Annotated in this window: 12 protein-coding genes; 11 read left to right on the top strand and 1 reads right to left on the bottom strand. The window is 70.6% G+C overall.

Features of this window, described 5'->3' with window-relative positions; translation table 11 throughout:
• Positions 1-59: 59 nt before the first annotated feature.
• On the bottom strand, positions 60-1,874 hold the full coding sequence (locus tag ACFY5C_RS37620) for a bifunctional metallophosphatase/5'-nucleotidase (protein ID WP_389453661.1): 1,815 nt from the start codon (positions 1,872-1,874) through the stop codon (positions 60-62).
• 152 nt (positions 1,875-2,026) lie between these two features.
• On the opposite strand from ACFY5C_RS37620, the gene mshD reads away from it, so the two are divergent.
• The 11 genes from mshD to pstA all read left to right on the top strand — a co-directional run bounded on the left by mshD (position 2,027) and on the right by pstA (position 14,011).
• On the top strand, positions 2,027-2,953 hold the full coding sequence (gene mshD, locus ACFY5C_RS37615) for a mycothiol synthase (protein WP_389453658.1): 927 nt from the start codon (positions 2,027-2,029) through the stop codon (positions 2,951-2,953).
• A 112-nt stretch (positions 2,954-3,065) separates the two neighbouring features.
• Positions 3,066-3,470, top strand: a complete 405-nt coding sequence (locus tag ACFY5C_RS37610) for a GntR family transcriptional regulator (RefSeq protein ID WP_389453852.1) — start codon at positions 3,066-3,068, stop codon at positions 3,468-3,470.
• Positions 3,467-4,354: an ABC transporter ATP-binding protein gene (locus ACFY5C_RS37605; RefSeq protein WP_389453655.1), complete on the top strand. Its 888-nt coding sequence runs from the start codon at positions 3,467-3,469 to the stop codon at positions 4,352-4,354. Before ACFY5C_RS37610 ends, ACFY5C_RS37605 begins: the two co-directional genes overlap by 4 nt.
• Positions 4,351-5,349 (top strand): ABC transporter permease, encoded by a 999-nt coding sequence (locus tag ACFY5C_RS37600; RefSeq protein WP_389453652.1) that lies wholly within the window; start codon positions 4,351-4,353, stop codon positions 5,347-5,349. Before ACFY5C_RS37605 ends, ACFY5C_RS37600 begins: the two co-directional genes overlap by 4 nt.
• Positions 5,346-6,290: a hypothetical protein gene (locus ACFY5C_RS37595; RefSeq protein WP_389453650.1), complete on the top strand. Its 945-nt coding sequence runs from the start codon at positions 5,346-5,348 to the stop codon at positions 6,288-6,290. The genes ACFY5C_RS37600 and ACFY5C_RS37595 overlap by 4 nt, the downstream gene beginning before the upstream one ends.
• 145 nt (positions 6,291-6,435) lie before the next feature.
• Positions 6,436-8,811: an RNA degradosome polyphosphate kinase gene (locus ACFY5C_RS37590; protein WP_389453648.1), complete on the top strand. Its 2,376-nt coding sequence runs from the start codon at positions 6,436-6,438 to the stop codon at positions 8,809-8,811.
• Positions 8,792-9,961 (top strand): CHAD domain-containing protein, encoded by a 1,170-nt coding sequence (locus tag ACFY5C_RS37585; RefSeq protein WP_389453646.1) that lies wholly within the window; start codon positions 8,792-8,794, stop codon positions 9,959-9,961. Before ACFY5C_RS37590 ends, ACFY5C_RS37585 begins: the two co-directional genes overlap by 20 nt.
• A 54-nt stretch (positions 9,962-10,015) precedes the next feature.
• Positions 10,016-10,438, top strand: coding sequence for an NUDIX hydrolase (locus ACFY5C_RS37580; protein WP_389453643.1), 423 nt, complete (start codon positions 10,016-10,018; stop codon positions 10,436-10,438).
• Between the two features lie 245 nt (positions 10,439-10,683).
• Positions 10,684-11,811 carry a phosphate ABC transporter substrate-binding protein PstS gene (gene pstS / locus ACFY5C_RS37575; protein ID WP_389453640.1) on the top strand — a complete coding sequence of 376 codons (1,128 nt, stop codon included), beginning with the start codon at positions 10,684-10,686 and terminating at the stop codon, positions 11,809-11,811.
• A gap of 140 nt (positions 11,812-11,951) precedes the next feature.
• A complete protein-coding gene (pstC, locus tag ACFY5C_RS37570; RefSeq protein WP_389453637.1) occupies positions 11,952-12,959 on the top strand; it encodes a phosphate ABC transporter permease subunit PstC in 1,008 nt (335 codons plus the stop codon).
• Positions 12,956-14,011: a phosphate ABC transporter permease PstA gene (gene pstA, locus ACFY5C_RS37565; RefSeq protein ID WP_389453635.1), complete on the top strand. Its 1,056-nt coding sequence runs from the start codon at positions 12,956-12,958 to the stop codon at positions 14,009-14,011. Before pstC ends, pstA begins: the two co-directional genes overlap by 4 nt.
• Positions 14,012-14,022: the final 11 nt, after the last annotated feature.

Raw genomic sequence — 14,022 nt, 5'->3', positions numbered from 1 at the left:
GCCCCCCACCCGCAACCTCTACCGGAGGTTTGCGATCTAGTTCACGCTATTTCACTTCACTACTGCACTACTGTGATCCGATTCGCCGCCGGCGGGGCGATCGGGTTCGTGGCCGAGGAGTTGGCCGTCAGGTACTTCTCCAGCACCGTCAGGTCGTCCGTCCCGACCAGGTCGTTCGTGCCCTGGCCCAGCGTCGGGAACCCGTCGCCGCCGCCCGCGAGGAAGTTGTTCGTGGCGACGCGGTAGGTGGCCGTCGGGTTGATCGCCTCGCCGTTGAGCTTGATCGAGTCGCTCACCACACGGTCCGCGCCCGACTTCGTCAGGTCCAGCGTGTACGTCAGACCCGAGGAGATCTGCAGGACCTTCGGGGAGGCCGCGTTCGTGCCGCTCACCTGCTCCTTGAGCACCTGGATCAGCTGCGCGCCGGTCAGGTCCTGAAGGTTCACCGTGTTGGAGAACGGCTGCACCGTGAAGCCCTCGGCGTACGTCACCACGCCGTCGCCCTCGGCGCCCTTGGCCGCGTAGGTCAGCGGCGCCCGGATGCCGCCGGGGTTCATCAGCGCCAGGTCCGTCTCCGGGTCCAGCTCCTTGCCGTACGCCAGCTGCGCGTCGGCGATCAGGTCGCCGAGCGGGGACTCGGTGCCGGCGCTCGGGATGTCGGCGGAGATGTAGCCGATCGCGCGGTTGCCGATGGGCGCCGCGAGGGTGTTCCACTTGCTGATCAGCCGGGTCATGTCGGGCGCCTTGGGGACGTCCCGGGTGACCACGCGGTTCGCGGACTTCACGGCCGTACGGGCGATGTCGCCGGTGTAGCGGTCGTACGTCAGCGTGGTGTCCGTGTACAGGCGGCCGAAGGACGCAGCCGACGTGACCATGCGGGGCTTGCCCGACGGGTCGTCGATCGAGCAGACGTACGCGGCGTGCGTGTGGCCGGTGACCAGCGCGTCGACCTGCGGGGTGATGTTCTTGGCGATGTCGACGATCGGGCCGGAGACGCCGTCGCCCGCGCCCGGGGCCTCGCAGTCGTAGTTGTACGCAGCGGAGGCCGGGGCGCCGCCCTCGTGGATGAGCGCCACGATCGACTTCACGCCCTGGCGCTGGAGCACCTTGGCGTACTTGTTGATCGTCTCGACCTCGTCCTTGAACTTCAGGCCCTTGACGCCCTCGGCGGAGACGACACCCGGCGTGTCCTCCAGGGTCACGCCGATGAAGCCGACCTTGACGTCCCGCTTCTTCCACACCCAGTAGGGCTTGAGGATGGGCTTGCCGGTCTTCTCGTCGAGGACGTTCGCGGCGAGGTAGGGGAAGTCGGCACCCTTGAACTTCTCGTCCGAGTAGCAGCCGTCCTTCGGGTGGCAGCCGCCCTCCTGCAGGCGGGCCAGTTCCTTGGCACCCTCGTCGAACTCGTGGTTGCCGACCGAGGTGACGTCCAGGTCGAGCTTGTTCAGCGCCTCGATGGTGGGCTCGTCGTGGAACAGGCCCGAGATCAGCGGAGAGGCGCCGACCATGTCGCCGCCGGCCGCGGTGATCGAGTACTTCTCGCCCTCGCGCGCCTGGCGCAGGTGGGTGGCGAGGTACTCCACGCCGCCCGCGTCGATGGTCTTCGTCGTGCCGTCCGCCTGCAGTTCGGTGACCCGGCCGGAGGAACCGGCCGGCGGCTCCAGGTTCCCGTGCAGGTCGTTGAAGGACAGCAGCTGGACGTCCTGGTAGCGGCCGTGCTGGTGACCGTGGCCACCCTTGCCCGTGCTCTCGTCCGCCGACGCCGTGGCGGGCAGCGCCGCGGCGAGCGCACCCACGGTGGCGAGACCGGCGGCGGTCGCGATCAGTGCGTACGTACGGCGTCTGCGGTGCTGCTGGTGGGATGTGGCTGACATCCGCCCCCCTGTGATTCGTGAGTCGTAAGTGACATGGCCCCGTCGGGCGGCAGCCTAGAGTCAACGCGCGTAGCGCGACAGGGGGTTCCGGGTTACAGGCTGGTTGCTTCTGTGCCGGGACTTTGACGCAGGCGCCCCTTACCCTCGTACGCATGACCAGCGACGACACCGCACACCCGCTTCCGACCCGTTCCATCGAGACCCATCTCGCGCTCTCCCCGGAGCAGACCGAGGCCGTGCTCGAACTGCTCGCGGAGGCCGCCCGGAACGACGGGCAGCAGGCGGTGTCCGAACAGGGACGGCTGCAACTGCGCGGCGGGGAGCGCGAGGGCGTGTCGCATCTGCTGCTGACGGTCGGCGGCGAACTCGTCGGCTACGCCCAGCTGGAGGACACCGACCCGGTGGAGGCCCCCGCCGCCGAACTGGTCGTCCACCCCTCGCACCGCGGCCACGGCCACGGCCGGGCGCTGGGCTCGGCCCTCCTCGGCGCGTCCGGCAAGCGGCTGCGGGTGTGGGCCCACGGCGGCCATGCCGCGGCCCGCCATCTGTCCCAGGTCCTGGGCCTCACACTGTTCCGCGAACTGCGCCAGATGCGCCGCTCGTTGACGGACCTGACGCTGCCGGACCCGGTGCTCCCCGAGGGCGTGACGGTCCGCACCTTCGAGCCCGGCCGGGACGACGCGGCCTGGCTCGCGGTGAACGCCGCCGCCTTCGCCCACCACCCCGAGCAGGGCTCCCTCGCCCAGCGCGACCTCGACGACCGCAAGGCCCAGCCGTGGTTCGACCCGGCGGGGTTCTTCCTGGCCGAACGGGCCGGCGAGCTCGTCGGCTTCCACTGGACGAAGGTCCACGCGGAGGAGGGGCTCGGCGAGGTGTACGTCCTCGGCGTGCGACCGGGCGCGCAGGGCGGCGGCCTGGGCAAGGCCCTCACGACGATCGGGCTGCGGCACCTGGCGGCGCAGGGTCCGCCCACGGCCATGCTCTACGTCGACGCCGACAACAAGGCGGCAGTGTCGGTGTACGAGCGGCTCGGGTTCACCACGTACGAGACGGACCTCATGTACCGGACCGAGACCTGAGATCTGGGGCCACACACCTGACATCTGAGGCATAAGGGGCGGCGATCTTGACGCCGCCCCTTTCTTTGCACCACCCTTTCACTACTCAATTAGTGAAAGGGTGGTGGAACGGATGGTCGAGTACCGCATCGACCGGCGCTCCGGCGTCGCCACCTACGTGCAGATCGTCCAGCAGACCAAACAGGCCCTGCGCCTGGGCCTGTTGGAGCCGGGCGACAAGCTGCCCACGGCCCGTGAGGTCGTCGAGGCAACCGCCATCAACCCCAACACCGTCCTCAAGGCCTACCGCGAACTCGAACGCGAAGGCCTGGTCGAGGCACGCCGGGGGCTCGGCACGTTCGTACGGCGCGGACTGAACACCGCACCGGCCGACTCGCCTCTGCGCGCAGAACTGGACGCGTGGGCCGTACGGGCCCGCGAGGCCGGGCTGGACCGCGACGACGTGGACGCTCTCTTCACTTCCGTACTGGACACGCACTTCAAGCTGGACACGCATCTCAAGGGGGACGAGTCATGACCGAGACCGCCATCGAGGCGGCCGCACTGGGCAAGAGGTTCGGGCGGCGCCGCAAGCGGGCGCTGGACGGCTGCGAGTTCCGGCTCCCCGCGGGGACCGTGTGCGCCGTCGTCGGGCCGAACGGCGCGGGCAAGTCGACCCTGCTCTCCCTCGCCGCCGGTCTGCTGCCTCCCACCGACGGCACGATCAGCGTCCTCGGCCAGGCGCCGGCGGCGGTCCGCGAGCGGATCGCGTACGTCGCCCAGGACAAGCCCCTGCACCCCCAGCTCACCATCGCCGACACTCTGCGTTTCGGCCGCGAGCTCAACCCCGGCCGCTGGGACGACCGGGTCGCCGAGCGGATCGTCGCCGAGGGCGACCTCGAGCCGGACGCGAAGATCCGCACGCTCTCCGGCGGTCAGCGCACCCGCGTCGCGCTCGCCCTCGCCCTCGGCAAGCGCCCCGAACTGCTGCTCCTGGACGAGCCGATGGCCGACCTCGACCCGCTCGCCCGGCATCAGCTGATGGCCACGCTCATGGCCGACGCGGCCGAGCACGGCACCACGGTTGTCATGTCCTCGCATGTCGTGGCCGAGCTGGAGGGCGCCTGCGACCACCTTCTGCTCCTCGGCGCCGGCCGGGTCCGCCTCGCCGGCCCGCTGGACGACCTGCTCGCCGCGCACCGCCTCGTCACGGGCCGCGCCGACGCGCCCCTGGACCCGCACACGGTGGTCGAGTCCCGCACCACCGGGCGCCAACTCACCGCACTCATACGTCCCGAGGGCCCCCTCGGCGACAGCTGGCAGGCCACCGCCCCGACCCTGGAGGAACTGGTCCTGGCGCACCTGCGCGCCCCCGAGGCCCCTGCCCTCCGCCTCGACGACGTGCGGGAGGCCGCCGTATGACCACCGTGACCCTCGAGACGTCCACCGCGGCCGCGTCCTCCCGCGGGCCGCGCGGCCTGGTCTGGACGATGCTGCGACTGCACCGCTCGGCACTGTGGTTCTGGGTGATGCTGGTTGCCGTGGCCGCCGGGGCACTGCTGTGGGCGTACGGCCCGGGGGCGGACGCCGCCTGGGCCGAGTTCCGGAAGATGGGCTGCGACTCGGGGCAACCGAATCTCGGCTGCGACTTCACGGGCCCCGCCGCCATGCGGCTCGACACGGTCGTCGCCGTCGGCGCCGGACTGCTCGCCCTCACGCCGCTGCTCACCGCCGCCTGGGCGGGCGCCGCACTCATCGGGCGCGAACTGGAGAACGGCACCGCCCAGTTGGCGTGGACGCAGTCGGTCTCCCCGGCCCGCTGGCTGGCCGCCAAGGTCGCCGTCCCGGCTGCCCTGCTCGTCTCCGGCACGCTCCTGCTCACGCTGCTGCACCGCATGCTGTGGTCGGCCGACGGTCCGCTGCGGCTTGCGATGAGCTCCCGCCAGTGGGACGACAGCACCACTTTCGTGGCCAACGGCACCCTCGCCACCGCCTACGCCCTCCTCGGCCTCGCCGTCGGCGTCCTCGCGGGCGTGCTCCAGCGCCGCGCGCTGCCCGCGCTCGGCACGGCGGTCGTCGGCCTGATGGTCCTGCTGTCCGCGCTCGCCGAGCTGCGCCCGCAGCTGTGGCCGGTCGAGACGCTCGTCACCAAGAACGAGTACCCCGAGTACATCGGCGCAGTCGTCGGCGAGGGCGCCCTCACCTCCACCGGCGCCCGCATCTCGGACCCCGTCTGCGTCGACGACACCAAGTGCCTCGCCGCCCACGACATCGTGGGCTTCTACCGCGACTTCCACCCGTCGTCGCACTTCTGGCCGCTGCAGCTGATGGAGACGGGCATCGTCCTCGCCGTCGCGGTGCTGGCGGTCCTGATCGCCTTCCGGCTGCTGAAGCGACGCACCGGAGCCGCCGTATGACGACCGCGCTCACCGCCACGACCGCCCCCGCCGAGCGCACCCCGGGCGGGCCGCGGGGCCTGCTCTGGACCGTCCTGCGGGTGCACCGCACGGCACTGGTGTTCTGGGTGCTGGCCCTGCTCGGCGCGACCGCCGTACTGATCTGGATGTACGCCATCGGCGACGAGGCCCGCAACGGCATCGTCCCCTGCGCCACGCCGGCCGGCGACGGTCACCCCAGCTGCGCCTCCGTCGAAGCGATCACGGTGGACGACGTGTACGCCGGCTGGATCGCGTTGGTCGCGACGGCTCTGACCTACGCGATCCTCCCCGTCGCCGCCTGGGCCGGCGGCTCGCTCATCGGCCGCGAGCTGGAGAGCGGCACCGCGCGTCTCGCCTGGTCCCAGTCGGTCACCCCGACCCGCTGGCTGGCGGCCAAGCTCGCCGTCCCGGCCGTACTGCTGGCCACCGGCACCGGCGGACTCGTCCTGCTGAACAACTGGGCACGCGGCGACGGCGACCCCGACCTGGTCGGTGACTGGTACAACGCGGACGCCTTCGTCGGCACCGGCCCGACCGCCGTCGGCTACACCCTTGCCGGCCTCGCCCTCGGCGCGCTCGCCGGGCTGCTGCTGCGGCGAGCCCTGGCCGGCGCCGGGGTGGGCTTCCTGGCCGCGCTCGTCCTGTGTGGCGTGCTGGAACGCTTCCGCGAGGACCTGTGGCCGGCGGTCACCCGCCGCCAGGCCGGTGACTTCGAGCTGCCCCGCTCGACCTGGCCACTGGGCTGGGACACGACCTGGGGCCCGCACCCCGGGGAGGGGGAACCGCTGTCCACCAGCGCCACATTCCATCCCCGGACCCACTACTGGCCGATTCAATACGTCGAAACCGGCATCCTGCTCGCGGTGGCCGCCGCCGCGACGCTCGCCGCCTTCTGGCTGCTGCGCCGCCGCACGCCGTAGATCCCGCCGCACGTCCCTCATGGGGGAAGGGACGGGCGGCCCGGACAGCCGCCCGGCGATGTAGACGTCCGCGAGCCGCCCCCCGCTATCCCACACGCCATGTCTCCGTAACCATTGGTTCAGACGGGCTTGCGACGCTCAGCCAATGACCCCCGCCGTGCCAGAGCCTTCGCCGCACCCGGGAGGGAGCGCGAGGAACGGGGACGCCCGACGCCTCCCCGCCAAGCTCCCGCCCGCGCTTTCCGACGCGCCCATAAGTCTCGACGCGCGGAACAATGGGCATATGAGCCAGTCCTCGAACGCCCAGGCAAAGGTCCAGCACGCGCAGCCCTCCGTGGGCTCCATCGCGGCGCACCGTCCGCACGGGGTCACCTCGGCAGTGGTCTCCGACCTGGAACCCGACATCGATGCCGACCTCGACGCGTACGAGGTCACCGAGATCGACGGCGTCCAGTTGCCCCAGGGCCGTTTCCTGGACCGGGAGCGCAGCTGGCTCGCGTTCAACGAGCGCGTCCTCGAACTCGCCGAGGACCCGAACACCCCGCTCCTCGAACGGGCGAACTTCCTGGCGATCTTCGCCAGCAACCTGGACGAGTTCTTCATGGTCCGGGTGGCCGGTCTGAAGCGCCGTATCGCCACCGGTGTCGCCACCCGGTCCGCTTCCGGCCTGCAGCCCCGCGAGGTCCTGGAGATGATCTGGGCCCGCTCCCGCGAGCTGATGGCCCGGCACGCCGCCTGCTACCACGAGGACGTCGCCCCCGCGCTCGCGGAGGAGAGCATCCACCTGGTCCGCTGGAGCGAGCTGACGGAGAAGGAGCAGGCCCGCCTCTTCACTCTGTTCCGGCACCAGATCTTCCCGGTCCTGACCCCGCTGGCGGTCGACCCGGCGCACCCGTTCCCGTACATCTCGGGCCTGTCCCTGAACCTGGCCGTACGGGTCCGCAACCCCGTCACCGGCACACCGCACTTCGCCCGCGTGAAGGTGCCGCCGCTGCTCTCCCGCTTCCTGGAGGCCTCCCCCGGCCGGTTCGTCCCGATCGAGGACGTCATCGGCGCGCACCTGGAGGAGCTGTTCCCCGGCATGGAGGTCCTGGAGCACCACGCCTTCCGGGTCACCCGCAACGAGGACCTGGAGGTCGAGGAGGACGACGCCGAGAACCTCCTCCAGGCCCTGGAGAAGGAGCTCATGCGGCGCCGCTTCGGGCCGCCGGTGCGCCTTGAGGTCGAGGAGAACATCAACCAGGAGGTCCTGGACCTGCTGGTGCGCGAGCTGAAGATCAGCGAGGCCGAGGTCTACCCGCTGACCGGCCCCCTGGACCTCACCGGTCTCTTCCGCATCGCCCACATCGACCGGCCCGAGCTGAAGTACCCGAAGTTCGTCGCGGGCACCCATCGCGATCTCGCCGAGGTCGAGTCGGCGTCCGCGCCGGACATCTTCGCCGCCCTGCGCAACCGGGACGTGCTGCTGCACCACCCGTACGACTCCTTCTCGACCTCCGTGCAGGCCTTCCTGGAGCAGGCGGCCGACGACCCGGACGTCCTCGCGATCAAGCAGACCCTGTACCGCACGTCCGGCGACTCCCCCATAGTCAACGCGCTCATCGACGCGGCCGAGGCCGGCAAGCAGGTCCTCGTGCTGGTCGAGATCAAGGCCCGCTTCGACGAGCACGCCAACATCAAGTGGGCGCGCAAGCTGGAGGAGGCCGGCTGCCATGTCGTCTACGGCCTCGTCGGCCTCAAGACGCACTGCAAGCTGTCGCTGGTGGTCCGCCAGGAGGGCGAGACGCTCCGGCGCTACAGCCACGTCGGCACCGGCAACTACCACCCGAAGACGGCGCGGCTGTACGAGGACCTCGGCCTGCTGACCGCCGACCCGCAGGTGGGCGCCGACCTGTCCGACCTGTTCAACCGGCTGTCCGGCTACTCGCGGCGGGAGACATACCGCCGACTGCTCGTGGCCCCCAAGTCCCTGCGTGACGGCCTGATCTCGCGGATCAACAAGGAGGTCCAGCACCACCGTGCCGGGCGTCCCGCCCATGTCCGCATCAAGGTCAACTCCATCGTCGACGAGGCGATCATCGACGCCTGCTACGGCGCGTCCCAGGCGGGCGTGCCGGTCGACATCTGGGTCCGCGGCATCTGTGCGATCCGCCCGGGCGTCACGGGACTGTCGGAGAACATCCGCGTCCGCTCGGTCCTCGGCCGCTTCCTCGAACACTCCCGGGTGTTCGGCTTCGGCAACGGCGGCGAACCCGAGGTGTGGATCGGCAGCGCCGACATGATGCACCGCAACCTCGACCGCCGTATCGAGGCCCTGGTCAGGGTCACCGACCCGGCCCACCGCGCCGCGCTCAACCGGCTCCTCGAGACCGGTATGTCCGACACCACCGCGTCCTGGCACCTCGGTCCGGACGGCGAGTGGACCCGGCACGCGACGGACGCGGAAGGCCAGCCCCTGCGCAACGTCCAGGAGATGCTCATAGACGCCCGGAGGCGCCGGCGTGGCACAGCAACACCTTGATCCGACGGACCCCATGGCCGGGACTGTGACCGGGGACGCCCTCGCGGGCTACCTGCGCGCCCAGGCCACGGAGTTCCTCCGAGCCCTGCGCATGCACCGGGAGACCGGGGGTGGCACGGCGGGCGGTGGCTCGGAGGAGTCCGTCGACGCGGCCCGGGCCCTGCGCCGCTCGGCCCGCCGTATCAGCGCCAGCCTGCACACGTTCCGCCCGTTGCTGGACACCGACTGGTCGGAGGCCATCCGGCCCGAACTGGCCTGGCTGTCGGGCACGCTGGCGATGGAACACGCTTACGCGGCCCGCCTGGAGCGCCTGCTCCTCGCGCTGCACCGGTTGTCGGGGGCGGCGGTGCTGCCCGCGCAGACGGGGGCGGCCGGGGTGTCCGGCGCGAGCAGGTCCGCGGGCGGGGCTGCGGGGAGCGGTTCCACCGACGCGTCCACAGGCAGCCGTGGCCCTGGAGCCGGCCCTCAGAAAGGGGAACCCGCCGAGGCCGGCCCACCGGCCCACCCGGCGGCCACCCCGGAACGCGGCAACCTGACCGTCGGTGCCGCAAAGGCGGGCGCACTGCTCGAACGCCAGCTCACCCTGGCCCGGACGCGAGCGCACAGCACCGCACTCCAGGCCCTGGGCAGCAGCCGTTTTCACGCCGTGGCCGACAACATCGCCGTACTGGCCAGCGAGGTCCCCCTCACCCCGGCCGCGGCGACTGCCGACCTGCGCCCCCTCGCGGCCGCCGCCGAGGAGCGGCTCACCGACGCGGTGACGGCGCTGCCCCTGGTGACCGCGGGCCACCCCTACAACGCCGAGGCCCTGATCCACGGACTGTCCCCGGACCCGGCGCCGCATCCGCAGGACGCGCCCTGGCACCAGGTCCGCCTGCTGCTGCGCCTGCACCGCTACGCCCGCGAGGTGCTGCACGGCGACAGCGGCCCCGTGGACGTGCGGCTGCTGGCGACCGGCCAGTCCCTCAACCGGCACCGTGACGCCTCCGAGGCCGCGGCCGCCGCGGCCCAGGCCGCCCGCACCCCGCGGATCGCCCCGGCGACGGCGTACGCCCTCGGCGTCCTGCACGCCGACCAGCGGCACGAGGTGGAGGCGGCTCGATTCGCGTTCCAGCAGTCCTGGCAGCGGCAGACGGTGGGCACGCCGTAGGCATCCCTGAGACGGGAACTCCTGAATCAGGACCCCTGAAGGAGGCTTCACCCGGTGACTCATGCGAAGGACCTCACCGTCCATGCGGCCGGCTGCGTCCTGTGGCGCCGTTCGCCGGTAGACGGTGAGCTGGAGATATGCCTCATCCACCGGCCCAAGTACGACGACTGGTCCCACCCCAAGGGGAAGCTGAAGCGCGACGAGGACCCACTGGCCGGAGCGCTGCGCGAGGTCGCGGAGGAGACAGGTCACTCCGCTCAGCCGGGCACCGAGCTGCCCACCCTGCGGTACGTGGCGAACGACCGCCCCAAGCAGGTCCGCTACTGGGCGGCCGAGGCGGGCCCCGGCGCGTTCACTCCGAACGACGAGGTGGACCGCATGCTGTGGCTCTCGCCCACGGCTGCCCGGAGCCGTCTGACCCAGCCCCGGGACCGCGCCCTCGTGGACGCTCTGCTGGAGTCGCTGCACCTGGCATAGTCCGCAACAACCCCCCACAAAACCTCGGAATGCACCCGTGTCCTCAACGTAAGCGTTCCGTGACCTCACCGCACCGTCCCCAGGGGTTCACCCCGCGTTCATTTACGCCCATCGGCGCCTTCACCTGTTCTGCCTAATTTCGGCCTTGCACGATGACGGACCGCGCCCCGGGGGACGGACCGCATCACCCATTCTTCGCACGCCGCCGAATTCAGGACGGCGGCTCCTGGAAGGAACTCTTTCAAGTGAAGCTTCAGCGCAAGAACCGGCGAGCTCTCGCTCTCGGCGCTCTCGCCGTCTCCGGCGCCCTGGCCCTCACGGCGTGCGGCTCCGACGACACCGGCAACAACGGCGGCGGCAACTCGAGCGCCAGCGCCGACGCCAGCAACATCAAGTGTGACGACGCACAGGGCCAGCTCCTCGCCGACGGCTCCTCCGCGCAGAAGAACGCGATCGACGCCTGGGTCAAGCAGTTCACGGCCGCCTGCAAGGGCGTTCAGATCAACTACAAGGGCGGCGGCTCCGGCGCCGGCGTCACCGCGTTCACGCAGGGCCAGGTCGCCTTCGCCGGCTCCGACTCCGCGCTGGACGAGGAGGAGATCACCGCCTCCAAGAAGATCTGCTCCGGCGGCCAGGGCATCGACCTGCCGATGGTCGGCGGCCCGATCGCGGTCGGCTACAACGTCCCGGGTGTCGAGAACCTGGTCCTGGACGCGCCGACCCTCGCCAAGATCTTCAACGACGGCATCAAGAACTGGAACGACCCGGCGATCGCGAAGCTGAACCCCGACGCGAAGCTGCCCGACCTGAAGATCCAGGCGTTCCACCGCTCGGACGAGTCCGGCACCACGGACAACTTCACCAAGTACCTGATCGCCACCGCCAAGTCCGACTGGCCCTACGAGGGCGGTAAGGCCTGGCAGGCCAAGGGCGGCCAGTCCGCCGCCGGCTCCTCCGGTGTCGCCCAGCAGGTCAAGCAGACCTCCGGTGCCATCAGCTACATGGAGCTGTCGTACGCCAAGGACGGCATCAGCTCGGTGAAGATCGACACCGGCGCCGACGCCCCGGTCGAGGCCACCACGGCCAACGCCTCCAAGATGATCGCCGCCGCCAAGCGCGTCGGCACCGGCAAGGACATGGCGCTCGAGCTGGACTACGCCACCAAGGTCGCCGGCGCCTACCCGATCACCCTGGTGACGTACGAGATCGTCTGCGACAAGGGCAACAAGGCCGACACCCTGCCCGGCACCAAGGCGTTCCTGCGCTACATCGCCTCCGAGGACGGCCAGAAGATCCTCGAGGAGAACGACTACGCCCCGATGCCCGAGGAGATCATCTCCGAGGTTCGTACCACCATCGATGGCCTGAGCTGACCTGAGTGCGGGCCGGTCCGAGGCTGACAAGACCCGGACCGGCCCGCACCGTCCGGTGCACCGCCGCCCGGAGCCGTACACCACCTACGGCTCCTCCGAGCCACCGCAGACCCGCGTGGCTCCGCAGACCGGAGAACCCGATGGACATATCGACACAGAACACTCAAGCACCTCCCCCCACTCCACAGCCTTCGCCCACGGACCAGAAGCGCGCGGCCCGTGGCGCCACCCGGCCCGGTGACCGGGTCTTTCTCGCGCTCTCGCGCGGTTCCGGCATCTTCCTGCTGGTGATCATGGCCGCCATCGCGGTCTTCCTCACCTACCGCGCGACCCTCGCGATCAGCAAGGACGAGGCCAACTTCCTCACCGCCTTCGAGTGGAACACCGGCGTGATCCCGCCGAAGTTCGGCATCGCGGTCCTGGCCTACGGCACGATCATCTCCTCGATCGTCGCCATGGTCATCGCGGTCCCGATCGCCGTCGCCATCGCGCTGTTCATCACGCACTACGCCCCGCGCAAGCTCGGCGGCCCCATCGCGTACGTGATCGACCTGCTCGCCGCCGTGCCGTCCATCGTGTACGGCCTGTGGGGCGCCCTGATCCTCGTACCGCACATGGACGGCCTCTTCGGCTGGCTGGACAACTACTTCGGCTGGACCGGGATCTTCTCCTGGGAAGGCGGCGCACCCCGTTCGATGCTGACCGTCGGCATCCTGCTCGCGATCATGATCCTGCCGATCATCACCAACGTGAGCCGCGAGGTCTTCCGCCAGGTCCCGCAGATGCACGAGGAGGCGGCCCTGGCGCTCGGCGCCACCCGCTGGGAGGTCATCCGCATGTCGGTCCTCCCCTTCGGCCGCTCCGGCGTCATCTCCGCCTCGATGCTCGGCCTCGGCCGCGCCCTCGGCGAGACGATGGCCGTGGCCACCGTGCTCTCCCCCGACTTCGACATCCACGCCAGCCTGCTCAACCCGGGCGGCGGAACCTTCGCCCAGAACATCGCCAGCAAGTTCGGTGAGGCGTCCCCGTTCGGCCGTGACGCGCTGATCGCCTCCGGCCTGGTGCTGTTCGTCATCACCCTGCTGGTCAACGGCGCGGCCCGCGCGATCATCGCCCGCCGCAAGGAGTACTCGGGGGCCAACGCATGAGCCACGCCATCGCCGACAAGCCCAGCAGCCTGCGCGGGGCCCGGCTGCCCAAGTGGTCCCCGTACGCCATCGCGGCCGGCTCCGTCGCCGTCGCGGTCGGCATCGGCCTGGGCGCCGGCCTCGACAGCCGGATCCAGTGGGGGCTCATCGCCAGCCTCCTCTTCATCTTCGGCACGTTCGTCATCGCCGCTCGGGTCGAGGGCCGTCGTCAGGCCAAGGACCGCATCGCCACGACGCTGGTCTGGGTGGCCTTCATCCTCGCCGTCATCCCGCTGGCCTCCCTGATCTGGGCGACCGTGCAGCGCGGTGTGAAGGTCCTCGACGTCTACTTCCTGACCCACTCCATGGGCGTCGTCGCCGACTCCGAGCCGGGCGGCGGTATCTACCACGCCATCCTCGGCACGCTGGAGCAGGTCGGCCTCGCCACCCTGATCGCCGCGCCGGTCGGTGTGCTCACCGCGATCTACCTGGTGGAGTACGGGCGGGGCAACCTCGCCCGGGCCATCACCTTCTTCGTCGACGTCATGACGGGTATCCCGTCGATCGTCGCGGGTCTGTTCATCCTCAGCCTCATGCTGATGATGGACATGCAGCCCTTCGGCTTCGCCGGTTCGCTGGCGCTCGCGATCCTGATGATGCCGGTGGTCGTCCGCTCCACGGAGGAGATGCTCAAGCTCGTCCCGAACGAGCTGCGCGAAGCCTCCCTGGCGCTGGGCGTGCCCAAGTGGCGCACCATCCTGAAGGTGGTCGTACCGACCTCCATCGGCGGCATCACGACCGGCATCATGCTCGCGGTCGCCCGTATCACCGGTGAGACCGCGCCGGTGCTGCTGCTGGTGTTCGGCAACAGCTTCATCAACAGCAACCCGTTCGAGGGTGCTCAGGCGTCGCTGCCGCTGTACATCTACCAGCAGTACGCGAACAGTGCCGGGTCGTCGGCGGCGTACGACCGAGCCTGGGCGGCATCGCTCACGCTGATCGCGTTCGTGATGATCCTGAACCTGGTGGCCCGCGGCATCGCCCGCTGGAAGGCCCCGAAGACCGGTCGCTGACGCGGCCATAC

This window comes from Streptomyces sp. NPDC012935 (assembly GCF_042900345.1).
Lineage (GTDB): Bacteria > Actinomycetota > Actinomycetes > Streptomycetales > Streptomycetaceae > Streptomyces.
The sequence above is the reverse complement of the archived record's forward strand: the minus strand, read 5'-3'. Positions and strand labels throughout refer to the sequence as shown.